Here is a 23,787-nt window from a genome sequence, read left to right as displayed (position 1 = left end):
AAATATACCTAATTTTAGATATATTAGACTTCTTGCGATACCTTATTATTTATGCTTAAAAAGCAATTAAAATTTTTAAAAATGATTATTTTAAAGTTTAATTTAATTTTTTTAATTTGTAATTTTTTTATTTTTGTTAGTATCGCAAGAAGGTATAGACTGCACCCAAAAAAGTAAGTAAAGAAAAAAAGTCTTTGCTAAACTTTTAAAGGAGGTGCATTTTTATATGGCAAGAAAAGGACAAAAATTTAATAAATATACAGCAGATTTTCGAAAAAGGATAGGACAAGAGATTAAAAATAATAGTATAAGTTTTATTGCAAAAAAATATGCAATTAATAAAAAAACTGTTGCTTCATGGTATGAAAATTTTAAGAAAGGAATTTTAAACACCAATAAAGGTCCAAAAGAATCATTTGAAAAAAGAGATTTAAACTATTACAAAGTTAGGTATGAATTACTAAAAAAGCTTCATGACTTTTACAATTAAATAAAAGAAAAATTGTATTTTTTATCAAAGAAAACATTAATAAATATCCACTAAATTTATTACTTGATGTAACATATTTAAAGCGTAGTTATTGAGATAAATATAAAAATTATTCAAGTAATGGTAAGGATAGTGAATCATTAAAGAATATTGTAAAAGTCTATGAAGAAAATTTAAAACAATTTGGTTATCGTCGAATTACCAAATATTTAAAAGAAGATTATGGCATTGTTTATAATGCTAAGAAAGTATTACGAATTATGAAAGAAAATAATATTCAAGCTGAATATGTAAAGCGTATGCGTAGAAAAATATTAATAAAACAAAATAGAAATAAAAATATCATTAAATATCCTGATTTAGTAAATCGTAATTTTAATGATATTAAAGAAAGATTTTCAATTTTATTTACTGATGTAACTTATTTAATTTGAAATGGTAAAAAACATTATCAATCAACAATAATTGATGGATATACTAAAGAAATTATTGATGTAAAATGATCAAAATTTAATAATAACAAACTTGTAATTGATAATTTAAATGCTGCAATTAATAAAATTAAAAAAATAAAAAAAGAGCTAAATAAAACAATAATTCATTCAGATCACGGATATCAATATACATCTAAAGATTATAATAGTAAATGTTTAGATAACAAAATTATAATTTCAATGGGTAAAAATTATCATTGTGCAGACAACATTATTATTGAAAGTTTTCATTCATTACTTAAAAAAGGAACAATCCATAATAAAAATTATAAATCTCATAATGAATATATTAATGATGTTAAAAAATGAAATAAATGATATTCAAACCAAAAAGAAAAAGATATAATAAATGAAAGTTTGTAAACCTTTTTATTAATACTTACTAAACAGGGTGCAGTCTAATTTTTTGTCTTTTTTTGGGCGTTGGATTGCTGTTTCGGTTGCATCAATAATAATTGTTTTATCATTAAAATATTTATTTATTAATGTTTTTTGCCCAGCAAGTTGTTGAAAGTCAGGGTGTTTAATTAAAGTGTTTTCAATTCATTTGATATTACGATAACAATTACTCTCACTAATGCCAAAACTTTTGCCAAGATTAAAATAAGTGCGGTATTCTCTTCAATATGATAAAGTCATTAATAAACGATTTTCTAATGATAATTTATTAGCTTTTCCGCCTTTTTTAAATTTTTTTAACTCGGCTTCTTTTAAAATATCTAACATTTTATTAAAAGTATTTTGTTTTATTCCTGTTAATCGTAATAATTCTTTATCATTAAGAAGTTTAAAGTTATCATTTTTCATAGTTTTATACCCGCCTAATTTATATTTTTTATTTTTAATTATATTTTATAGAAATATTCTTAATAAGAAAACACGGTATCACAAGAAGCCTATTATTATAGTCCTAATTATTTAAAATTCTTAATGTTATTTTTCTATTTTATAAAAACAGCAAACATATTAATAAAAATTTTAAATAAAACAATAACTAGAAAATCTAATTATTGTTAACATTACTTATTTTTTGTTATTACTTTTTTTTGATAAAGTTTTATTCCCTGTTGTTTTTTATCGGGTGCTTTCGCTTCGCCAACCGTTATTACCTTTTCCATAGATTTTTTACTATTTTTTGTTTCAATTGCTTTACGTTGATTCACTGTTTTGCCTAATCGTTCCGCAATTAATCTTTCTGCTGTAATAGCAGTAGTAATAGCCGTTCCATCTTTTGCACGATAATCTGCTGCGGTTTTTGTATAAACATCTCCTACCGAGCGATCAATTGATCTTTTCATTGCTGGCGTTGAATCAATAACTGTTTGTGATTTAATGAATAATCATTTTTCTTTTGTCGCATTTTTTGATGTTGGTTTTTTAGCCGGGGGCACTTTTTTGCTTTTAGCTTTTGAGCTTACTGGCATACGTAATCTCCTTTCATAATGAAATCAAATCAATGTTTGCTAGTGTTAAATAATCTTAATCATTAGCTTTTTACATTAAATAATTTTTATCCCAAATTGAATTTATTATTTAAGATAATTGTAATATTTTAAGAAAAAGATAAAATTTTACCTTAAAATAGACGGTGTAATTATATCAAATTTAGGGTCATTAATGAACAGTTTCCGTGATTATTTTAAAATGATAAAATAAGGAATTTTTAGTTATAATATTTTTAATAAACAAGGATGGAATGGTGTAAAAAATGAAAGTTGTTAAAGTAACACCGCGGGGCTATTGTCTTGGCGTTGGTAAATCAATTAAATGAGCAAAAGAAGCGGCCATTAAATATGCCAGACGGGAAATTTATATGTTAGGTTATCTAATCCATAACAAACATGTTATTGATGAAATCGTTAATTTAGGAGTTATTCCAATTAATGATTTTAAACTTAATCGCCTGGACCTCACCCAAACCTTACCGGATAATGCAGTCGTTATTTTAAGTGCCCATGGCAGTAATGATCGAATTAAAGATATCGCGGTACAAAAAAATATTACTCTTGTTGATACCGAATGTGAGTGAGTAAATGTTACCAAAACATTAGACTTCTTGCGATACTAACAAAAATAAAAAAATTACAAATAAAAAAATTAAATTAAACTTTAAAATAATTATTTTTAAAAATTTTAATTTCTTTTTAAGCATAAATAATCAGGTATCGCAAGAAGTCTAATCTATAATTTTCAATTGTTATTATAAATAACACAAGAAGTTGAATGAAAATTAACTTTAAATTGTATTATGTAAATTCAAGCAGCAAATTCTGTCTCTTGTTAGTATGATAATAACATCATTTAAAATAAATGCAACTATTTTTTTAAAAAAATGTCCTTATGATTGCGTTGCCAAAGTTGGGGAAAATAAAAAAGAAAGTTTTCAGTATAATTAAGTTTGAAAAAAATTAGAAAGAAAAATATCCTATGAATATTATAACTAGAATCCAAGAGTTTTTAAACGAAAATAATAACTCTTTTATTGATTTAATTAATGAAATTAGCCCCAATATCCCTATTACAGCACTATTATCCTATTTAAACAATGAAATTAGTTCTGAAGCTTGAATACTATTTAAAAATATTTTTAAATATATTGATAACTATATTTTTAATAAGGACTGACGGAAAGCACGTTATATTCCAAAAGGATTTTATCAACGAACTTTGGTTTTTCGTAATGGTGAAGTTACTTTTAAACGACGAAAATATATCTTAAAACCAGAATTTCAAGTGGCAAAAAAACCAAAAACGGTCTTTTTACTTGATATTCAATTAGGGATTGAAAGTTATCAGCGACTTGATTATGATTTTTCGTTAGAAATAATCAGAAAATTAGGCATAAATTTTAGTTATCAAGATATTTGTAATATGTATCGGAATGCTAACATAACAAAAAAAAACAATTTTTAACCTTATTAAACGGTTTGATATTAAACATTTGTTAGAACTAATGCTAGATGAACCAGATACAAAACTAAAACATGATGGGGTTATTTATATTGAAACCGATGAAGCATATCGCAATTCCATTAGTTATCAAATCAAAAAACGATTAAAAATTAAGAAAAGAATCCGTTTAACCGTCTTTCATACTGGTTATAAAGATCCTAAAACAATACGAAAAACAATGCATAATGTCAAATTTCTAGTAACAATGACTAATGAAGTTAAAAAAATTAACTCTAAAAAATACTGACAAGGAATTAAAGAATTTATTAACTTAAATTATGAATCACCCGAGACAGCTAAAATTATTGTGCTTGGTGATGGTGCACAATATATTTCAACGGTTGAAAAACACATCAATGTTGAATTTATCATTGATCGTTTCCATGTTATTAAAAAAATTAAAGATTGTCTCCGTGGTCCACGATATTATAAACGTTATTTATTTAATAAAATTAGAAAAGCAATTCTAAAATTAAACTGAAACAAGGTTACAAAATACCTTGAATGAGCTTATCAGCTTGTTAAAACCGAAGAAGCGAAAGGAAAGTTACAAGAAATATCTAATTATTTAAGAACATACTAGACTGCGCCCAAAAAAGTAAGTAAAGAAAAAAAGTCTTTGCTAACTTTAAAGGAGGTGCATTTTTATATGGCAAGAAAAGGACAAAAATTTAATAAATATACAGCAGATTTTCGAAAAAGGATAGGACAAGAGGTTAAAAATAATAGTATAAGTTTTATTGCAAAAAAATATGCAATTAATAAAAAAACTGTTGCTTCATGGTATGAAAATTTTAAGAAAGGGATTTTAAACACCAATAAAGGTCCAAAAGAATCATTTGAAAAAAGAGATTTAAACTATTACAAAGTTAGGTATGAATTACTAAAAAAGCTTCATGACTTTTACAATTAAATAAAAGAAAAATTGTATTTTTTATCAAAGAAAACCTTAATAAATATCCACTAAATTTATTACTTGATGTAACAGATTTAAAGCGTAGTTATTGAGATAAATATAAAAATTATTCAAGTAATGGTAAGGATAGCGAATCATTAAAAAATATTGTAAAAGTCTATGAAGAAAATTTAAAACAATTTGATTATCGTCGAATTACCAAATATTTAAAAGAAGATTATGGCATTGTTTATAATGCTAAGAAAGTATTACGAATTATGAAAGAAAATAATATTCAAGCTGAATATGTAAAGCGTATGCGTAGAAAAATATTAATAAAACAAAATAGAAATAAAAATATAATTAAATATCCTGATTTAGTAAATCATAATTTTAACGATATTAAAGAAAGATTTTCAATTTTATTTACTGATGTAACTTATTTAATTTGAAATGGTAAAAAACATTATCAATCAACAATACTTGATGGATATACTAAAGAAATTATTGATGTAAAATGATCAAAATTTAATAATAACAAACTTGTAATTGATAATTTAAATGCTGCAATTAATAAAATTGCTGAATTATACTTGTAAGTGCAAGTATAATTCAGCAATAAATAAGTTTGTTAATTTAATTAATAAACTTATTTATTAAAGGTTTATTTCCTAAATTTTCTGTTAATAAAGTTAAAATTCGTAATATTAATAAATTCATTGTTTATTAAGAATTTTTAATTACTACTTCAATTGACTTTGTTTTACCAGTTGCTTTGTTTTTACCTTCAATTAAAACTTCAACAATTTTATCATTTGTAATATCAATTGGTCAGTCTTCACCTTTAGGATTAATAGAATAATCAAAATCATTTTCAGTTAAAGAACTATCTACAGTTTTAACTGCTTTTAAAACAACGTCTTTAAATTGTGGTTTTAATCATCCATCACTAACATCTTTGGGATCTGGTAAATTAATGATTGGTTTATCTAATTTATTTATTTTACTAATATCTATTTTAGCAACATCTGGTGTTAAAATTACATTAGATTTTGTTGTATTTATTGGTGTAGAAATTTCATAATCAACCGGCACTCTAAATGTTTTATTTAAATTACTTTTAGCAGTATTTATTTCTTCTTGTGTTGGTTCTTTTTCTAAAATAATCTTACATGTTTTTGGATATAAAATTGTTGGTGTTGCATATTGTACTTTACCAATTCATTTAGGGTTAGCAGTATCATTATCTAAAACTTGTTGAATAGTATCCATATTAATTGGATATGCTCATACTTGTTTATTAATAAGTAAACCATTTATATTAGTAAAATTATAACCTTTATCTCGGTTAACTTGTCCTTTTGTATATGTTTTTTCTAAATGAAAACTTTTTGATACCGGAATACCCATTGCGGTATTTTCATATAATTCACCGTTAACCATTGCTTTTAATTGAGCTTGTGAACCAATTACTTTTAAATAAGCAGGTGTTAATCCTAAATAGGATCTTCGTCCTAAAACCATAAACATTTTATCGGTTGGTAAACCAAAATATAAATTACTAATTTGATTTGTTAATTCAATCAAAGTTTCATTTAATGTAAAGAATGCTTTATTTGCATCATCAGCATTATCTGCTGTATAACCACGAAATGGAATTACTTCATATTGACCATCTGCTAAACAATAATCATAAATCCCCTGAATTAATTCACATTCTAAATTAACAAATTTATTCTGTACAACACTAGCAATAGCATCAGCAATAATACCATTTTTAATATTTTGTTCTATCATTGCTAAATCAAATTCTTCATTCATTAATTTTAAATTAAATCTTTTATTAATAGGCACCGGAATTCTTGTTAATCCCATAGTTTGAGTTGCCCCACCATTTGGTAACGCATAATCATCTTGTCATACCACACGATGAGTTAAATTATATAACGCTTGTCCTGCATTAGGTAATCAAGCAACTTGTTCTGCTGTTGCAGTTGCATATTGCATAATACTTGCATGCTCATTCATTAATGGTCCTCTTAGCATAGCGTTAACCATATCAACATAGGCTTTTTGACCTGTTGTATTACCTTGTAATGTAAAATGTACTTGCGGCAAATTAATTGTTGCCATAATATTTCACTCCCTTATTATCTAAGGTTTTTAAGTGTATAATCAGTTAATTTCTTAATTTCTTCTGGAGTATATGCTCCTTTTTCTTTAATAGTTTCAATTTCATCATTTTTATTTTCAACCGAATTTTCAATCATATCTTTAATAAAATTAGTTGGTGAAACTGATGGTTGTTCTTGCACAAACAAATCAGGTTTTAATTCTTTTAAAGTTTGCATTTTTTCAGATAAAGAATTGCCACTAACTTTTTCTAAATTAGTTTTAATATCTTCAATTTTAGTAGATGGAACATCTTTAAAGGCTTTTAATTCATCTAATTCATTATATAATTTAATAAAGTCTTCTTTTGATATAACATCTTCGCGTTTTTGCACACTTTCTCTAATTTGTTTTGCTTCATTATTAAACTGATTTAAGATATTTTCTGCAATCTCTTCACTTAAACCTTGTTCGATTAATTGTTATTTTGTAAGTGCCATTTTATAAACTCCTCTTTTTTTATCCTTGTCCGATTAACAAGTCAGCGTAACTCTTTTTTACGGAAAAAGATTAAACCTATGCCTTCATTATATACTATTATTTTACTAATACAATACTTTTTATACATAAAATACTAAACTTAATATATTTTATTACTATTTTAGGTCTTAAAACTCGTAATAATAGCTTTTTAACAAGATAAAAGCCTTTAAAATAATTACCAATTTTGCTTGTATATATATATATATATACAATGAGGATAGATCTTGATAAAAAAGTTTCAAGATTAAGAAAAGGAGAAAAACAAGTATGAAAAAATTACTTAGCTTATTAAGTGTGTTAACAATTAGTGGAACTGCTGTACCAACAACAATAGCCGCTAGTTCTTATCAAGAAGAAAATAATAAATTAAATATTATAAAAAGAGATACTAATTCACAAAAATTAAATAATTTAATAGATATCAAAAATAACCTATCTGAAAAAGTAAAAGATATGGGTGAAAAAGTAATTAAAGAATGTCAATTAATGATATTACTTGAGCGTGATTTAACGCTAAAATTACAAGAATTAGGAAATTATCTTAAAGAAGATTTATCGAAAAATATTAAAAATATTACTATAAATAAAAATAATCTAAAACAAAGTATTCAAAATTTAGGACAAAATGTAAAAACTTTTGGAATAAAATTGAAAGCAGTTGGAAAATTGGTAAAACAAATAACTAATGGTTTAATTAAAAGTTTAATAAATGTAGAAGATTTAGGTAATGGTTCTATTTCTCAAGGAGAAATTTTAGAAAAATTAGGTGAAATTATTGATTTATATAAAAATGAAATTTTAACTACTGATAGTATAAAAGAAAATATTAATATTATTGGTAAAAATATTAATACTATAGGTATAAAATTAACAATGAATGAAAAACTTAAATATTATCCAGACGTATTACCAGGATTAAAAGATTATAGAATGATTGTAAAACCATGATTAACAAATGAATTGAATGGATATGTTTTGGGGAATAACTTAAAAGAAATAGGAACTAAAATACAAAATATTCAAATAAGTAATAATAAAATATCTAATCAAAATATTGAAGATTTAGGACAAAATATTGAAGATTTAGGTGAAGAACTAAAAAATGTTTCGTTAATATTAGAACAAGGTTATAAATCTACAAAGTCTTTTGGATTATCGTTAGTTGAATTGGGAAAATTTATAAAATCATCAGTATAATTAAATTGATATAAATATTTTTTAAAATATTTATAGATGAAAATAATCTATATTATTTTCATTTTTAATTAAATTAACAAATAAAATTATATAAAAAAGAAAGGATAAATATGAAAAAAATACTAAATATTTTATGATCAATCACTTTAATAGGAACAAGTACAACAAGTTTAGTTGCTTGTAATACACCACAATATATTGAGGATGAATTAAAAACAGAAAAAGAAAAACATAAAATAGATACAAAAAACCAAACTATTAGAGACAATTTAGAATGAATATCACCACAAGAAAAATCATTTAATAATGTTGATAATAAATATTATTATGTAGTATGAAGAGAAAATAAAAATGTTAAATTGGTAATTACTAAATTTAAGAATGATAAAAAAGTAGATGATTTAATTAAAATTACTAATATAAATAATTGAAGTTTATGTTTAAATAAGGATATTCCTTATGACATAAAAGACAATAAAAATATAATCTTATTTATTGTTGAGGATGAAAAACAAGGAAAAATAAAACAAAATAATCATATTTGACAAAAAATAAATGATGATTATTTTAAATCAGTTTATCGTTGAAATTCATTAGATAAACCAGAACCTGATTTAGTTTTAGATGATAAAAACAATATAAAAGTTAAAGATTAATAAAAAATAGGGTTTTATCCCTATTTTTTATCTTGGTTTAATAGTTATTTTAATGGGGTTATTACTTTTATTTCTAATTCCCAAGACATTTGGGTTAGAAACATCTAATATAATTTCTTTATCATTACCAAAACGTTTAATTCTTTGTTGATGAAAATTAATATAATCACCAGATAAAAAAGGAATTATTTTTTTTGAAAATATAATTTTTAATTTCATATCATTTGTATAATATTCTTGTAAATATGTTTCTTTAATTTTATTGCTAACTTTGTTAAACAATGATGTTATTTGTAATAAAAATGATACATTACCAACCTTTATACCTGGTGTGTAATATTCTTCATATTTTTCTTTTGGTAAACCATTAGTTTTAAAAATATCAAGAGTTTTAATATCATTAGTTATTTCTTTTGTGTCTATTGTAAAAATATTTGGAAAATTAACATTATCAGTTTGTGATAATCCTTCTTTTTTTAAAGTTATTTTAGACAATAAACCAAAACCACCGTCACAAATAGAATTATATCCAGATAATAAATTTACTTTTCTATTATGAATAAAATTTTCTATCTTTGGTGGTCCACATTCAACTTGTAAATTACCCATATTACTTATTTCAATCGTTTTATAAGCATCTTGAAATTTATCAATACTTTGAATTGTTGGGTCAATTTGTTTTAAATCAATTTCAATATCATAATAAGCGTTATAATAATTATTATTAAATAAATTAATACCATCATTTAATAATGACCAAGTTGAAGTACATTGTGCTGGTGCGGTAATTTTAGTTTTTAATGGTTGTGCTGTATTAGCACCTCATATATCTTTTGTATAAGGTTTATAGTTATATGGCACTGGTGGTAATACATATTGTGGATAATTAAAGGTTGGTATTTCATAATCATGTGGTAATAAGAAACTGGTTTTATAATTAGTTGTCATATCTCGTAAATAATTATTTAATGTACTTTTTGTTTTTCCACGAAAACTCCATACTGATAATCTTAAATAATCTTCTTCATTATTGGTATATGGGTTATCAGCATAAAAGATAATTTCAAAATTACCTTTATATAATGATTGTATTGAAAACATATCAATAATATAACTACAATTTGTCCCATCTGGTGTTTGTAAGAATTCACAATCATTATCTTCTTCACCGTCACTAACTGGTGTTTGAGCATCTACTGCTGTTGTAAGTTCATTAATTAAATAAATTCGGTTAGTTTTTTGATTTAATTGTTGGTCGTATAAATTATTTTGGGGTTTTAAATTAATACCTTAGAAATTGTGGAATAATATACCACTTACTTAACCAAATTATATTACTTTTAATTTTATTGTCAATATATTTTTGTATTTTTTTAAATTTTTCCACAATAAAAATACATTTTTATTAAAATTATTTAATTTCTTATATAAAACTAATAAAAATATAAGTTTGGTTGTAAATTATTATTTACAAAATTATTAACTGAATAATTAATTCTATTTTCTTCTAATAGTTGTTCATTACTATTAAATAAATCAATTCTATTTTTTAATCCCATCATATTAGCATTTAATTTATTTATAATAGTTTTTTCACTATAAATGGCTTTTTTGATCATAGTGCCTTTTCAATAATGAGAAATATCACCTTCCATATGACAACCAACATTATTTCATAGTGTTTGATTTTTAACACCTTCTTCATTATTTTTAATTAATGTAATAGTTTTATTCAAAAAATCTAATTTAGAATCACTTATAAAAGATTTACTATCTTCTAAGCATTGTAATAATTCTTCATATTTAGCATTATAAAAATAATCAACGGCTTTATGATATGTTTCTCTATTTTCCTTATTTTTATTTTGAAATGGATATAATTTTTTAAATCTACTTGTAAGATGAAATTTATCTATTGTATGGTGAATTTTATTTTTAGGAAAATATTGATGCATAAAATTTTTAGTATTTTTAATTCATAATGCACCATCGCCTAAAATCATAATTTCAATATTGGGTGTCAGGTTGTAATGAGCTTCAATTAAAGTAAATAATTTTATAAGAACTGGTTTTAAATTTGCTTCTTTTTTAAGATAATCTGGAATATTATCCATTTCAAAAACACCTAATTTATTTGCAATTACAGGTCTTTTTACAGTATATTTTTCTTCATCATATCCAGTATGTACAGTAGATACTATCGTGTGTTTTTTTATCTTTTTTCTTCCTTGTTTTGTTGCATCTAACATTTTCAAATAAGTACCGTCCATTTGAATATATAAAGTATGCGGAATATCTATTTTTTTATTAGTTTTATTAATGTAATATTCTTCATCTGTTTTTACATTTTTCATAATATTAGATATTGTCATTAAACTAATTTTTACATTTTCCATAGTATCTAAAATATCCTTATATCTTTTTTTCTCAGTAATAAATGATAATATTTTTTCTTTAACATCATTAGTTACTCTTTTTCATTTTTCAATTCCAACAATTAAATCTAAAAGAAAAATATATTCTTCTTTACCTGTTTCTGGATTAATTTTATAATATCTTCTTCTTTTAAAAGTTATTTTTCCTTTTAAAATTATTACTGTTCTTTTAATTTTATCTTTTACTTTATATTTTTTTAAACTTTCATCATTCTTATAATTTTTAAAAATTAATTCATCATAATTTTCTAAATTTTGTTTAATCAAATCAACACTTTGTTTATCTAATAAAATATTAAAGTTGTTAAAAAAGTTATTATCAATATTTATCATTTATTTTGCCCTCTTTTCTTTTTATTTATAAATTAATAATGCCCACACACTAACCCCACTTTAAATATTTGTCAAACTTAATTTTAATAAAAAAACAAGATTAATAATAACCTTGTAAAGGGGATGATAATTAATATTATTAACTATCTTAATTTTTATTAAAACAAACAGCTATGGTTATCTCCCTATGCATGGGAAATAAAATAAATAGAAGTTAAAAAATAAATAACATTAATTACTTTTTAGTATTTTATATTTAAAATAAAAATAGTTTAATTAAACTATTTTTTTACTTATTTCCAAAAATTCAATAGCATCATCAATATTATTAACTGTTATAGAAATTGATATGGAGTCTTTAACCTTATTATAATTTTTTTCAACATTAAAATAGCCTTTTTCATTTTAGTCATTGATTTTTTTTATTTTTAAATCATTAATTTTCATATATTTACTCCCTTCGCTTTAATTTACGTGACGATGATACCGTCAATAAAATATAATGTCAAATAAATAATTAAAATAATTTACTATTTTTAATTATTGTATATTGTAAACCAAATGCAACACTTTATTATTTAGATTAAAACTCCTTATTTTTAAACTTAATAGTAATTTTAGTAATTAATTAAAGAAAATAACCCATAAAATAAAATATATTTTTGATTTAATTTTTATAATAAATCTTTAAAAATTTAAAAAGCTTGATTTTACAGTTCAAAAAGTGTTGCATTTACATTTACAATTTACATATTTTAAAATCCATATCAGGGAGTTATTTTATATGAAAAATACAAAAAAACACGCCCAAAAATCACCGCGAACCCAATGCTTGTTATTACAATAATAATTACAATAATAATCATTCCAATTTTCCGATATTTCTAAAATAATTCTAAAAGTGCTTGTATATATATATATATATATATAATGTCAATAAGATCTTGATAAAAAGTTTCAAGATAAGAAAGTGAAATAAATAAATAATATGAAAAAACTTTTAGGATTATTAGGAACAATTGTGATAACTTGTAATGCAATACCATCAGTAATTGCAACAGCACCAAATATAAAACACAATATTAAAAAAAGACAAAATAACGAAAATATTTCAACTACTCCAAAAATGCAAGATGATAAAAACTCTGAATTATCAACAACTTCAGATAGTGAATTTGACATTATTGAAAAAGAAATTATTTTAAACGAAAATTATTCTGATAATATTCAAAAAATTTTAAAAGAACTTATTAAAAATAATCAACTTGATCCGTTAAGAATGATAAATAATGAAGGGATTGTTAGAACAGATTATTTTGAAACACAAGATAAAAGAAATGAACGAGAATCTAATATTAAAATTATTGAAAAATTAGAAAAAATTTTAGAATTAAGAAAATTTGATGCAAATAAAATAAGAATTTTGGTTTTAACTTTAAAAAATAAAGATAATAATGAAATAAAATTAATAATTAATTTAGATAATTTTTACTTACAAGGATTTATTAATAATCAAAAGCAATATTTTTATTTTAAAGAAGAAAAAAGTCTTGAGCAATGAAATAAAGAAAAAAAGAAAATTGAAAACCAGTTAAATGAATGAAAAATTTTGGAGGGAAAATTTAATTCTTTAAGTTTAAACGATGAAACTAAAAATAAAATTAAAGAAATTGATAAATTTAAAGATGAATCAAAACCAAAATTGAATCAAGAAAATAGTGAAGAAAATAAAAAAATTATAAGACTTATCCAAAATAATTCATTTACTAAAATTGAAGAAAGTTGCCAAGATGATGAAATAAAACAAAAAATATTAGAATTTAAACCATTTTGAAATATTTATCAAAAAATTCAAAAAATAAGACAAAATGCTCTAAATTTATTAAAAAAAGGAAAATCAGAAATTAAAAAAGAATATGAAGAAAATATAAAAAAATATCAATGAGATAATGTATTTAACAAAATAGCTTCAAATATTGAAAGTAATATAAATACAATTGAACATAAAAAAATAAAAGAAAATAAAATAAATGAAGAAATAATAAAAAAATATTCAACAAATGAAAGCAACAAAAATAAGTTAAATTATAATGGTTCTTATCAAGATAAAGGTTTAAATACCGTTAATCAAAATATTGATATTACTAAAAAAAATTTAAATAATGCAATTACAAATTTATCGTTTCTTGATAATGAAAGTAATCAAAATCAAACAACAAAAAATGACTTAACGAAAGTTATTTTTATTACAAGTGAGGCAATGAGATTTGGTTCTTATATTAAATTTTTTAATTATGAAAAAGATGGAAACCAAGTTGAATTTAAAAATATTCAAGAGGATATTCAAAATATTATTAATTCTGTAAATAATGATGAAATTCAATGAAAAGATTATTATAAACAATTAATTGGCGGATGAAAGGCATCTAGTAAATGTTTAGAAGAAGAAAGAAAGAAAATTTTTCAAGATTTAAAAATTGGAATTATTGTTTCTAAATTTATTTCAATTTCAAAAAATTTAAAAAAACTAAATGAAATTTTAGAAAGACAAATATATCAAAAACAAAATTGAGAAAAAATAATTATTGAACCTGACTTTAATGAAATGTTTGAAAGCTTTTTAAAAGAAAATTATCAAAATGAAACAAAAGAATTTAAAAAAGAAGCAGAAATAATATTCTTAGATTATTTTAAAAAAATTTTTAAAATAAATGAAAAAACAATTGAAGAACAAAAAGAAAGAAAGCAAAAACATATTATTGGATTTCAATTTGTTGAATTAAATAAAGAATTTATAATTATGAAACAAATAATTTTGCAAAATAATTTAGATATTTTTAATTTAATTTTATTTAAAAAACCCGAAATTATCAATGTAAAAAATTAAAACGGTGGCAATCTCTTATGTGTTGCAGCAGAAAATAATAATATTGATATTATTAAATTATTACTTGCAAAAGGCGTTGATGTTAATGCAATAAATAAAGATGGCATTACTGCCCTAAATGTTGCGGCAGAAAATAATTATATTGATATTGTTCAATTATTGCTTGAAAAAGGAGCTAAAACCGAAATAGCCAAAATAAATGGAGGCACCACCCCTTTACATGCTGCATCAGCGAATGGTCATTTAGATGTTGTTAAATTATTACTTTACAATAAAGCTAATATAAATTCAACATCCAATAATGGTGCTACTCCTTTGCATTATGCGGCAGACAGGGGTAATGAAAACATTGTTAAATTATTAATTGAAAACAAAGTCAATATAAATGCAATAACTAATGATTGAGCTACTCCCCTACATGTTGCTGTACAAAAAAACCATATTAATATTGTTAAATTATTACTTGCGAATCGTGCTGATATTAATGCAAGAACTAAAGGTGGCGCTACTCCCATAGAAGGTACATCAAGAACAGATGATAAAAAAATTAAAGAACTTTTAGAAAAATTTATTGAATTAAAAAATAAAATAAAAAAATTATAAGAACAATTAAAAGAAACTAAAAATGAACAACAAAAAATAAAAATTAATAATATTTTGAAAGAAGCTAAAAAAGATTTAGAAACATTATTAAAAGTTGAATTGTCAGATGTTATTACAAATTGTGATTTAGGAGAAATATTAGATAATACTGAGCAGACAATTTTAAATCGTGTTAGAGAATTAAATTATAATTTAGATATTAATCAAGTTAAAATACAAGAAGATAGCATTAATGACACTACTGCAATTATTGAATTAACTGATTATGGTGTTTATAATGGTGATCCAATGAAAGTAACATTTATCATTGATAAACAAGAAGAAATTAAAGGTGAAATCCAAAACAAAGCTCCTGCTAATTTTAATGGTAATAGTGATAGTGCTAGAGAAAAAGAAAATAACTATGCAACAAAACAAGATTCTAGTGGTGATAATTCTGTTATCAGTAATACAAATCCTGTTGAAAGTAAAATACCAAATAGCGAAAATCAAAGATATGATGTGCCGGCATACGGTAGTTGTTTGTTTTGATCTGTGGCAACAGAATATTTATTGCAAGTAAGAAATAGTAATCAAGAATTTAAAAATCGATTTATCAAGTTATTTGGCAAAGAAAATTTAAAATATTTGCAACTTATTCAAAACTTATTAAAACAATATAATTTAGAAAATAATAGAGATTTAAATCAATTATTATATGAAGACCAAACAGCAATTAATTTAGTCACAAATGTTTTTCGTAATCACGTTGTTGATTATATTGAAAGAAATTTAGATACAATTTCAAATCATGGTAGTGAATTAACATTTAGAAATCTTATTCAAGAAAATAATGAAATTGATGTTAATTATTTAGAAAGAATGAGAGAAAATAATTCATGAGGTGGTACTCCAGAAATAATGGCAATGAGTAATCTTTTAAATGTTAATATTAGTGTAAATAATGACAGTCCTTATCAACCAATTAATCAAAATTAAAGTAATACCATAAATATATTTCATGTTAATGGGAACCATTACAATTTCGCTTTGCTAAATGAACGAAACGAAACAAATATAGAGGACGGATCTACTAGCAACAGTAATGGTATAAATGTAACTGTAAATAAATCAATAAAAACAAATATTACAAATTCACAAGAAACAACAACTAAAAATGCAATAAATAAATACAACACTCTTTCAAAAGAAGAAAAACAACAAAAATTAGATGAAATTAATCAACATTATCAAAATTTATCTGGAAATGATAAAAAAGCTTTTAAAAATAAATTAAAAATGATTGGTACACAAGCATTTGGAGCAGGAATGATTGGTGTAGGAGCAAAAATAACTGTTTCTAGTTCTGTAACCACTGGTGTTAATGCCGCATCCACAGCAGGTACAGAAGCAATAGAAATGACCCCGCTTTTATCAGCTAGTACAACAGAAGGTTTGGCAGCTGCAGAAACAATTACTGTTGAAGCTAGTGCTGCCACAGCTTTATCTCTCGAAACTTTAGGTTTATCATTGGTGATTGCGGGCTTAGCAATTGCTATAACAGGGATACTTTGATGAATTAATTCTGATCATACAACAGTTAAACATGAATCGCACAATCAATATAATGAAATTGAAAAATACTATAAATTTTTAGCTCGTGATCAATTAAAATTAGACATTAATATTAATGAATGAAATAAAATTAAACAAATTTATCAAGAAAATTCAAATAATTATCAAAAATTTAAAAATAAAATCAAATCAGAAATTACTAATTTTCACAGAGAAGATCATAGTGGTTGAGGCGGATCAATTACTAATCATGATATTGATTATTTAATCAATATTCTTTACAATCATTTTCAATAAATAAATAATCATTTTTTATCTAATCCTAACCATGGTTGAAAAATTATTACAAATACTGTTGGTAGTTATTTTATAATTGAAGATGAATAGAAAAATGAAAAAAATATTAAGTATTTTAGGAACAATTAGTTTAATTACTAGCGGAAGTAGTAATTTAATTGCTTGTGATAATAGTAAAGCAGAAAAACCGTCACAAGGAAGTTATTTAAAATTAATATCAAGTGTTTTAGGAGAAGGAGATACTGAAAAATGATACTTTGGTATTTTTAAAAAAAATAATAAATGAAATATTATTAAGTGAAAGGGTAATCAAGAATTTTTTTCATATTATTATGATAAAGTTTATCGTTGAGAAGGTGATGGTGAGCCAAATAACAATATGATTAAAATCAATGAAAAAACAGGCGAAATTATAAAATGAAATTAGTTTTTGTTTGAATTTAAGACACTAATGAAATAGTTAATTAAATTTTTTAATTAACTATTTTTTTGTTTTTATGGAACTGTCCATAATTCTCTGTATAAAGTTAATTAAATTAAATTCAGTCTGTAATCAAATTTTACTTCTAGAAAATAATTTGATTTTTTATAATTTTTTTGTTCTCTTTTTTATAAGGGGTGCTTAAAAATTATCTAGACATAATTAATTAGATAGCATCGATTTTATTAAGAAATTTAAAATAAATAACATTTAAAAACAAAAAATTGTATTTATTTAAAATAATAAATAACCATATAATATATATTTATTTTATAATTTCGCCTGTTTTTTCATTGATTTTAATCATATTGTTATTTGGCTCACCATCACCTTCTCAACGATAAACTTTATCATAATAATATGAAAAAAATTCTTGATTACCCTTTCACTTAATAATATTTCATTTATTATTTTTTTTAAAAATACCAAAGTATCATTTTTCAGTATCTCCTTCTCCTAAAACACTTGATATTAATTTTAAATGTTCTCAAATATAAACACTGCTATTTTTAATATATGTTTCAAGTTCTTTTAATTCTTGTGTTTTTCTATATTCTAAATTTGTTAAATAATTTTTAATATCTTTTACTTGTTTTTGTTTTTCTTGTAATAGTTCTTTTTCTTCTTCTATTTTTTGGGTTATTATCAATAGTTTTGATGGGTTATGACTTGATTCCATTAAAAGTGGTAATAAATATGTACTTTCATCTTTGGTTTTAATTTCTCAACTATTATCTGGATTATACTGTTTTATAAAACTTATTAATGGAAATTCATAAATACCATCTTTGGGTTTTTGATTTAAATTGTCTTGAATTAATTTTTATTTTATGTTAATTAATTTTACTTCAACGGGATTGCCAAATTCTTTTAATTCACCATTTATTAATTTTACTTATTTATTTAAATCCACTTTAATTACAATATAATAAGTTTCATTATTTTCTATATCATTTCAATTAAAAAGATATTTTGTATCTTTTTCAAATTTAATAATACGGCCACAAACACTTAAATATAATTGGGGGTTAAAAGTTAATTCAACACCATTGTTTGTTATTTTATATGTATATTTTAATTTTTCACTTTCATTTTGGATTAAAAAACCAGTTGAATTTTGGTGTATAGTTTCGCCATTGGGTAAAAGTGTTTTTGTTTGTTGTTTTAGTAATAAATCATATAATATTGCTTGATCTTTTGCTAAAACAATATCGCCGTTATCAAATGTTATTTTTCTAATTCCCATTTTTATTTCCTTTATTTTGTGCCATCATCATTTTTTATTATTGTTTCTATTTTTTCATCATCTAATTGATCACATTCTTTTTTAATTTTATCTTTTAATTTAATTAGTAATTTGTATTATGTAAATTCAAGCAGCAAATTCTGTCTCTTGTTAGTATGATAATAACAAGAGACAGAATTTGCTGCTTGAATTTACATAATACATTAATAATATTAACTCTAATTCGATTTACTTCATCTTTAAAATCTTTTATTAATTCTAATGGTTCTCTAAAAACAAAATCAATTTTACTAATAGCACTGGGTATATCTTTTAAATGTATATCTTGATAACCATTTAATGCATAATGATTAAGATGACGATAGATAAACTCTGCTAATTCTTTACCGTGATTATCAATTCAATTTTTAATCGGTAATGCTTTTAAACTTAATTCTTTAAAATCATTACCTTTTAAATAAAATGGATAGGTAATATTTTTAATTTGATTATTTAACTTTAAATCTGCCATAATTAAATTTCCTCCAAATCCATTTCACTTATTAAATTATCAATATATTCGTAAGCAGTCTCTTCTGAATAACATTCTTCTAATGCGATATTAAATAAATCTTCTTCGCTATAAACATAACCACTTTCATCTTTTCACATATTATTCATAATTTATCACTTCGTAGTCTGCTTCTTCATCTTCTAAATAATCATCTATTAAACTTTTAACCTCATCAATTTCATATCATTTTAAATTTAAATCAAAATCTTTTGGCAATGAAATATTACCTACATGTCGCTCTTCATTACCAAATTTAAGATATAAATTTAATTCTCAACTAATATCATAGTCACTATCAATTTGTGCATAAATAATATCTTTATTACTAATTTTTAATGCGTTATTATTAATTCATTTTTCATTTAAGTAATCACTAATACAATATGACATTTTCTTATTCCTCCTAATTATTTTTATTGTTTAATGCTCAATGTTCATCCGTAATATCTTCTTGTGATACTGAATAACTTTTAAGCATTAATTCATTCAATTTATTTTCTTTATTGCATTCTTTATGAAAACAATAACCTCAATATCTTTGTTTAAGACAAATTTTATTTAACTTTTTCATGTAAACCTCCTAAATTATTTGATTGATTTTTTTATCAATTTGTAATATTTTTCAACCATCTGATGCTAAATCTAAAATATCGTTAATTTTGTAATGTTGCATATAAGAAGCAATAACGTCTCATTTATCTTCAAATAAATTTAAATACATTTTTGCCCATTCTAAACATTGCAAATCATAATGATTTTTATGATGAGAAATATGACAATTAACAGGTTGACAATTCACTCAATCAAATAATGTTGTTATTTCATTTCAAGTTTTATTAATATACAAACTTTTATATTCCATTATATTTCCTCCTATTTTTAATTCGCTGGCACTCACTCCCAAGTGAAAGTGCCAAAGCGAGAATTAGTTATATAAGTATTTATCTATTTATTTACTACGCCATCCGCTTCACTGGGGGTGAGCGGTGGCGATAATATATTTAATATTTGTTTATTATTAGATAATAGACAGTTGTTTTTATGAGGTAAAGCCAGAGAATTCTCTCTCTTCATCCGCACCATTTCAGGTCAAAGCGTTCAGTTTTTAAAATAAATTCACTTGCACCTTGAAGAGCCTAATGCTGGCTTTGTGGTTTGTAGAACCGCTGCCATCCTCTATGGGACAATATATATCGCAAATTTATTTATAAAGTGGCCATCTCTATTTTTATTGTCGTTCGATGTTGACCTTGCACTTATCACGACTATCGCTTAGTTCTAATAAACCAGCGCCGATTTACATATTTCCTCATACACTATTTCAGTACTTGCCTCGGCTGGCTGTGGGAATGAGCTTAAACTCATGTTCTTATGGAAGCACTTAGTTATTTAAAATAACCGTCCCACACTGCATTAAGTTGTTTTATAAAATCAAAGTTTAAAAGAACCAGTTTCTCAATCAAAGATAATTTTTGAATTTTCTAATTTTTTATAAAACCGCGTTTGTTTTTTATCTTTTGTACGATTTAATAAATCTTTATGTTTTTCACAAGTTCATAAAAATTTATTTGATAAAAATTCTTCGGTAATAAATGATATTGATTTATAGCAATTATCAACATCACATATTGTTTGTTGCGTATTAATTTCCATTACTTACTCCTTCCTTTAATATTAAGTTTTTTCATTTATTAGCCAAATTAATTAACTAAAACAGAGAAAGGACAACACCTTAAAATTGGAGAAAAAAAGGTACACTTTGTAAAGATTTATAAGATATTTAATAAATGTGTAAACAACTTTAAGTTAATGAAAAAGTTGCGATAAAAAGTTTCTATTTTAAGAATTTAAGATGCTGCCCTTTCTCTGAATTAATTAATAATTATGGGTTTACAAATAAAAAAACAACCCTTTTTATTTAACAAGATTTGTTTTTTGGAGGTTCGTCGTACACGATGCCATATTAATAATAATCTAGAAAAATTTTTATTTATATATCTCAGTTAAAAGAAACATTGCAGTATAAATTCCTATTTGTATTTTTTCTTTATGAATTAATCTGCAATGATTATCTTAGTATCGTAAGAAGTCTATTAATTAAATAATATTTAACAAAGCCAGATTATCAAATTATTTTTATTGGAAAACACTTTCATCCAGAAACAAAAGCCATGTTAGCATTGATTCCGGATATGAATATTGTTACCACGGCCGCCGAAGTTGATCTAATCTTGCCAAAACTTGATCCAACAAAAAAATTTTGATCACTAACCAAACAACCCTTTCCAAAATTGACATTGAAGCAATTGTTGAAAAAATTAAAAGCCTTGTTCCCAATGAAATTACTTTTAAAAATGATTTATGCAATGCCACGTTAGAACGCCAAAATGCTGTTTTAAGTTTAGATTCAACAGCCATTGACCTCTTACTAGTTGTTGATGACGAACGCAGTAGCAATATTTTAAAACTCGTTACAATGGGTGAACAAATTGGCATTAAATCATACCGCATTAATTATAAAAATGACATTGAGCCTGCTTTATTAGAAAATAAAACTTGTGTCGCTGTTACCGCCGAGGGCCCTCAACACCAAGCCTTATTCAATTAAAAATAATTCGGTATTTAGAACAAATATAAAAAATATTATTAACGATAGTTAATAATATTTTTTATATGATAAGGAATAATTGTTAAAGTTGGAAACTTACGAGTTAGATAGCCCGTAAACGCTGTAGTAAAAAAATCTTCCATATAATGGTTAAAACAAACAACAGATAATTGCTGCTCGTTCGCTAAGATTCATTGATCTCATTTTATTTCTCCCGTAATAAAAAGATCAACATCTTTCGTAATTTTCGCAATAACATTCCCGGCCGCCCCAGCGGCTAACGCAACAGTTGTAATCGGTTGTGCTAGTGTTGTTAAATTATGTTGAACGGTTGCGATGTTAAAAATTGTTTTTAACTTTGCAATAATTTCATCCGCAGTTAATGTTACATACCCAACTTTTGTTAAATCATCCCCCTTAAAAGGAACGATTTTAGCCGAATTTAATTCTTGTAAAATTAATTCATTCATTAAACCATCATAATTCGTATGAACAGCATAGACCGTAATTTGATGTTCGGTCAATAAGTTAATTATTTTTTGTTTATATGGGATTCGACGGATTGTTTTTTTCTTGCCAAAAAAAAAGGGATGATGCGTAATAATCACATTCGCCTTTTTAGCAATGGCGGTGTTAATAACTTCACTTGTTAAATCTAAACTAACGATAATTTTTGTGGTAAAATGATTCGTACGACCATACTGATGGCCACTATAATCTCATTTGCAAACTGCTTTCAAGGAAAAATCAGTTTCAATTTCTTGATATATTTTTTTAATTAACATTATATCACCTTATTAATCATTTTTAATTTTGTCTTAATTTTCTTATGGTGCTCAGTTTTAAGCGGAATTTGATTTAACAATGTTAAATAATAATCATTTTTTAATAATCATTTTTCTTGAAAAAGTTGATGCGCTTCTTTTCGTAACCATGTACCAAAGAAAATATCTTTTTGATTTTTAACTTTGCGCCCGGCAACTTTATTGACAACAATAATTTCATAAATCAGATTATTTTCTTTCAATAATAACTCTTTTTCAATAAAATACTTTTGTTTTTTAATTCATGTCCGTAATAACATCGGGTCATAATTTGGACATAAAATATAACGATCAATTAAATCAGAATCTTGTTGAAGAATGCCTAAAATTGTCTCACTTCCTAAGCCCGAAATAATACATGAATCAATTTTAATGTTAACAAGGCCCATTAATCCATCGGCTAAAATTGGGGTAATAATTTCTTCAACTTGATATTTTGCAATATTCTTTTTCGCTTGAACTAGTGGTTGTTCGGCAATATCGCAAGCATAAGCTTTGGTAATTAAATTTCCTTTCGCTAAATAAATTGGAATCATCGCATGGTCTGTTCCAATATCGCAAATAATATCTTTATCATTAACTTGTTTGGCAATTAATAATAAACGTTCTGACAATCTATCCATTTTT

At 23.8% G+C, this 23,787-nt stretch carries 31 protein-coding genes and 3 pseudogenes; 18 read left to right on the top strand and 16 right to left on the bottom strand.

Annotation, left to right across the window (positions count from 1 at the left end; translation table 4 throughout):
• Positions 1–226 precede the first annotated feature (226 nt).
• From ACQH23_RS04865 to ACQH23_RS04855, 3 genes and pseudogenes are all read left to right on the top strand, one after another.
• The gene (locus ACQH23_RS04865; protein ID WP_425378526.1) at positions 227–490 is read left to right on the top strand and encodes a hypothetical protein; all 264 of its coding nucleotides are present in this window, start codon (positions 227–229) and stop codon (positions 488–490) included.
• Positions 457–729 (top strand): annotated as a pseudogene (locus tag ACQH23_RS04860) (hypothetical protein); the annotation flags it as partial. The gene ACQH23_RS04865 and the pseudogene ACQH23_RS04860, both read left to right, overlap by 34 nt.
• 21 nt (positions 730–750) lie before the next feature.
• Positions 751–1,347 carry a DDE-type integrase/transposase/recombinase gene (locus ACQH23_RS04855; RefSeq protein WP_425378420.1) on the top strand — a complete coding sequence of 199 codons (597 nt, stop codon included), beginning with the start codon at positions 751–753 and terminating at the stop codon, positions 1,345–1,347.
• A 9-nt stretch (positions 1,348–1,356) separates the two neighbouring features.
• Here ACQH23_RS04855 and ACQH23_RS04850 read toward each other — a convergent pair whose 3' ends face one another.
• On the bottom strand, positions 1,357–1,791 hold the full coding sequence (locus ACQH23_RS04850; protein ID WP_425379134.1) for a transposase family protein: 435 nt from the start codon (positions 1,789–1,791) through the stop codon (positions 1,357–1,359).
• Positions 1,792–2,003: 212 nt separating this feature from the next.
• Positions 2,004–2,375: a hypothetical protein gene (locus ACQH23_RS04845; protein ID WP_425379133.1), complete on the bottom strand. Its 372-nt coding sequence runs from the start codon at positions 2,373–2,375 to the stop codon at positions 2,004–2,006.
• Between the two features lie 317 nt (positions 2,376–2,692).
• On the opposite strand from ACQH23_RS04845, the gene ACQH23_RS04840 reads away from it, so the two are divergent.
• The 6 genes and pseudogenes from ACQH23_RS04840 to ACQH23_RS04815 all read left to right on the top strand — a co-directional run bounded on the left by ACQH23_RS04840 (position 2,693) and on the right by ACQH23_RS04815 (position 5,430).
• Positions 2,693–3,052 (top strand): hypothetical protein, encoded by a 360-nt coding sequence (locus ACQH23_RS04840; RefSeq protein WP_425379132.1) that lies wholly within the window; start codon positions 2,693–2,695, stop codon positions 3,050–3,052.
• Positions 3,053–3,411: 359 nt separating this feature from the next.
• Entirely contained in the window at positions 3,412–3,897 is a 486-nt protein-coding gene (locus tag ACQH23_RS04835) for a UPF0236 family transposase-like protein (RefSeq protein ID WP_425379131.1), read from the top strand.
• A gap of 40 nt (positions 3,898–3,937) precedes the next feature.
• Entirely contained in the window at positions 3,938–4,519 is a 582-nt protein-coding gene (locus ACQH23_RS04830) for a UPF0236 family transposase-like protein (protein WP_425379130.1), read from the top strand.
• Positions 4,520–4,585: 66 nt separating this feature from the next.
• Positions 4,586–4,849 carry a hypothetical protein gene (locus ACQH23_RS04825; protein WP_425377654.1) on the top strand — a complete coding sequence of 88 codons (264 nt, stop codon included), beginning with the start codon at positions 4,586–4,588 and terminating at the stop codon, positions 4,847–4,849.
• Positions 4,816–5,088, top strand: a pseudogene (locus ACQH23_RS04820) (hypothetical protein); the annotation flags it as partial. The gene ACQH23_RS04825 and the pseudogene ACQH23_RS04820, both read left to right, overlap by 34 nt.
• Positions 5,089–5,109: 21 nt before the next feature.
• A complete protein-coding gene (locus ACQH23_RS04815; RefSeq protein ID WP_425379129.1) occupies positions 5,110–5,430 on the top strand; it encodes a hypothetical protein in 321 nt (106 codons plus the stop codon).
• A gap of 127 nt (positions 5,431–5,557) precedes the next feature.
• Here the strand turns inward: ACQH23_RS04815 and ACQH23_RS04810 are convergent, their stop codons facing one another.
• Together ACQH23_RS04810 and ACQH23_RS04805 are read right to left on the bottom strand one after the other, a co-directional pair.
• Entirely contained in the window at positions 5,558–6,964 is a 1,407-nt protein-coding gene (locus ACQH23_RS04810; RefSeq protein WP_425379128.1) for a hypothetical protein, read from the bottom strand.
• Between the two features lie 17 nt (positions 6,965–6,981).
• On the bottom strand, positions 6,982–7,338 hold the full coding sequence (locus ACQH23_RS04805; RefSeq protein WP_425379127.1) for a hypothetical protein: 357 nt from the start codon (positions 7,336–7,338) through the stop codon (positions 6,982–6,984).
• Between the two features lie 415 nt (positions 7,339–7,753).
• Here ACQH23_RS04805 and ACQH23_RS04800 point away from each other — a divergent pair, with 415 nt between their 5' ends.
• Positions 7,754–8,683: a hypothetical protein gene (locus ACQH23_RS04800; RefSeq protein WP_425379126.1), complete on the top strand. Its 930-nt coding sequence runs from the start codon at positions 7,754–7,756 to the stop codon at positions 8,681–8,683.
• A 110-nt stretch (positions 8,684–8,793) separates the two neighbouring features.
• Entirely contained in the window at positions 8,794–9,339 is a 546-nt protein-coding gene (locus ACQH23_RS04795; RefSeq protein ID WP_425378732.1) for a lipoprotein, read from the top strand.
• Positions 9,340–9,366: 27 nt separating this feature from the next.
• Here ACQH23_RS04795 and ACQH23_RS04790 read toward each other — a convergent pair whose 3' ends face one another.
• Positions 9,367–10,440 carry a hypothetical protein gene (locus ACQH23_RS04790; protein WP_425379125.1) on the bottom strand — a complete coding sequence of 358 codons (1,074 nt, stop codon included), beginning with the start codon at positions 10,438–10,440 and terminating at the stop codon, positions 9,367–9,369.
• Between the two features lie 332 nt (positions 10,441–10,772).
• Entirely contained in the window at positions 10,773–12,107 is a 1,335-nt protein-coding gene (locus tag ACQH23_RS04785; RefSeq protein ID WP_425379124.1) for an Mbov_0401 family ICE element transposase-like protein, read from the bottom strand.
• Positions 12,108–13,095: 988 nt separating this feature from the next.
• Here ACQH23_RS04785 and ACQH23_RS04780 point away from each other — a divergent pair.
• The 6 genes and pseudogenes from ACQH23_RS04780 to ACQH23_RS04755 all read left to right on the top strand — a co-directional run bounded on the left by ACQH23_RS04780 (position 13,096) and on the right by ACQH23_RS04755 (position 17,875).
• Positions 13,096–14,994 carry a ribosome-inactivating family protein gene (locus ACQH23_RS04780; RefSeq protein WP_425379123.1) on the top strand — a complete coding sequence of 633 codons (1,899 nt, stop codon included), beginning with the start codon at positions 13,096–13,098 and terminating at the stop codon, positions 14,992–14,994.
• A gap of 15 nt (positions 14,995–15,009) precedes the next feature.
• A pseudogene (locus tag ACQH23_RS04775) lies at positions 15,010–15,138 on the top strand (ankyrin repeat domain-containing protein); the annotation flags it as partial.
• A gap of 15 nt (positions 15,139–15,153) precedes the next feature.
• Positions 15,154–15,597 (top strand): ankyrin repeat domain-containing protein, encoded by a 444-nt coding sequence (locus ACQH23_RS04770; protein ID WP_425379122.1) that lies wholly within the window; start codon positions 15,154–15,156, stop codon positions 15,595–15,597.
• 54 nt (positions 15,598–15,651) lie between these two features.
• Positions 15,652–16,575: a hypothetical protein gene (locus tag ACQH23_RS04765; RefSeq protein WP_425379121.1), complete on the top strand. Its 924-nt coding sequence runs from the start codon at positions 15,652–15,654 to the stop codon at positions 16,573–16,575.
• 51 nt (positions 16,576–16,626) lie between these two features.
• Complete coding sequence (locus ACQH23_RS04760) at positions 16,627–17,448, top strand: hypothetical protein (RefSeq protein WP_425379120.1); 822 nt, start codon at positions 16,627–16,629, stop codon at positions 17,446–17,448.
• Positions 17,449–17,542: 94 nt separating this feature from the next.
• A complete protein-coding gene (locus tag ACQH23_RS04755) occupies positions 17,543–17,875 on the top strand; it encodes a lipoprotein (protein WP_425379119.1) in 333 nt (110 codons plus the stop codon).
• A gap of 319 nt (positions 17,876–18,194) precedes the next feature.
• Here the strand turns inward: ACQH23_RS04755 and ACQH23_RS04750 are convergent, their stop codons facing one another.
• The 8 genes from ACQH23_RS04750 to ACQH23_RS04715 all read right to left on the bottom strand — a co-directional run bounded on the left by ACQH23_RS04750 (position 18,195) and on the right by ACQH23_RS04715 (position 21,381).
• Positions 18,195–18,608, bottom strand: a complete 414-nt coding sequence (locus ACQH23_RS04750; protein ID WP_425379118.1) for a hypothetical protein — start codon at positions 18,606–18,608, stop codon at positions 18,195–18,197.
• A 216-nt stretch (positions 18,609–18,824) separates the two neighbouring features.
• The gene (locus ACQH23_RS04745; protein ID WP_425379117.1) at positions 18,825–19,175 is read right to left on the bottom strand and encodes a hypothetical protein; all 351 of its coding nucleotides are present in this window, start codon (positions 19,173–19,175) and stop codon (positions 18,825–18,827) included.
• Between the two features lie 103 nt (positions 19,176–19,278).
• Positions 19,279–19,686 carry a hypothetical protein gene (locus ACQH23_RS04740; protein WP_425379116.1) on the bottom strand — a complete coding sequence of 136 codons (408 nt, stop codon included), beginning with the start codon at positions 19,684–19,686 and terminating at the stop codon, positions 19,279–19,281.
• 2 nt (positions 19,687–19,688) lie between these two features.
• Positions 19,689–19,835 carry a hypothetical protein gene (locus ACQH23_RS04735; RefSeq protein WP_425377993.1) on the bottom strand — a complete coding sequence of 49 codons (147 nt, stop codon included), beginning with the start codon at positions 19,833–19,835 and terminating at the stop codon, positions 19,689–19,691.
• Positions 19,828–20,118 carry a hypothetical protein gene (locus ACQH23_RS04730; RefSeq protein WP_425379115.1) on the bottom strand — a complete coding sequence of 97 codons (291 nt, stop codon included), beginning with the start codon at positions 20,116–20,118 and terminating at the stop codon, positions 19,828–19,830. The genes ACQH23_RS04735 and ACQH23_RS04730 overlap by 8 nt, the downstream gene beginning before the upstream one ends.
• A gap of 13 nt (positions 20,119–20,131) precedes the next feature.
• Positions 20,132–20,299: a hypothetical protein gene (locus ACQH23_RS04725; protein WP_425377995.1), complete on the bottom strand. Its 168-nt coding sequence runs from the start codon at positions 20,297–20,299 to the stop codon at positions 20,132–20,134.
• Between the two features lie 9 nt (positions 20,300–20,308).
• A complete protein-coding gene (locus ACQH23_RS04720; RefSeq protein ID WP_425379114.1) occupies positions 20,309–20,626 on the bottom strand; it encodes a hypothetical protein in 318 nt (105 codons plus the stop codon).
• A 515-nt stretch (positions 20,627–21,141) separates the two neighbouring features.
• Complete coding sequence (locus ACQH23_RS04715) at positions 21,142–21,381, bottom strand: hypothetical protein (RefSeq protein WP_425379113.1); 240 nt, start codon at positions 21,379–21,381, stop codon at positions 21,142–21,144.
• Between the two features lie 607 nt (positions 21,382–21,988).
• Here ACQH23_RS04715 and ACQH23_RS04710 point away from each other — a divergent pair.
• Positions 21,989–22,336, top strand: a complete 348-nt coding sequence (locus ACQH23_RS04710; protein WP_425379112.1) for a hypothetical protein — start codon at positions 21,989–21,991, stop codon at positions 22,334–22,336.
• 38 nt (positions 22,337–22,374) lie between these two features.
• Here the strand turns inward: ACQH23_RS04710 and ACQH23_RS04705 are convergent, their stop codons facing one another.
• Both ACQH23_RS04705 and ACQH23_RS04700 read right to left on the bottom strand, forming a co-directional pair.
• Complete coding sequence (locus ACQH23_RS04705; RefSeq protein ID WP_425379111.1) at positions 22,375–23,121, bottom strand: Nif3-like dinuclear metal center hexameric protein; 747 nt, start codon at positions 23,119–23,121, stop codon at positions 22,375–22,377.
• Positions 23,121–23,783 carry a tRNA (adenine(22)-N(1))-methyltransferase gene (locus ACQH23_RS04700; RefSeq protein WP_425379110.1) on the bottom strand — a complete coding sequence of 221 codons (663 nt, stop codon included), beginning with the start codon at positions 23,781–23,783 and terminating at the stop codon, positions 23,121–23,123. Before ACQH23_RS04700 ends, ACQH23_RS04705 begins: the two co-directional genes overlap by 1 nt.
• Positions 23,784–23,787: the final 4 nt, after the last annotated feature.

The sequence above is a fragment of the Spiroplasma endosymbiont of Polydrusus pterygomalis genome, from assembly GCF_964030635.1.
Classification (GTDB): Bacteria; Bacillota_I; Bacilli_A; order Mycoplasmatales; family Mycoplasmataceae; genus Spiroplasma.
This window is presented reverse-complemented; position numbering and strand designations above follow the sequence as displayed.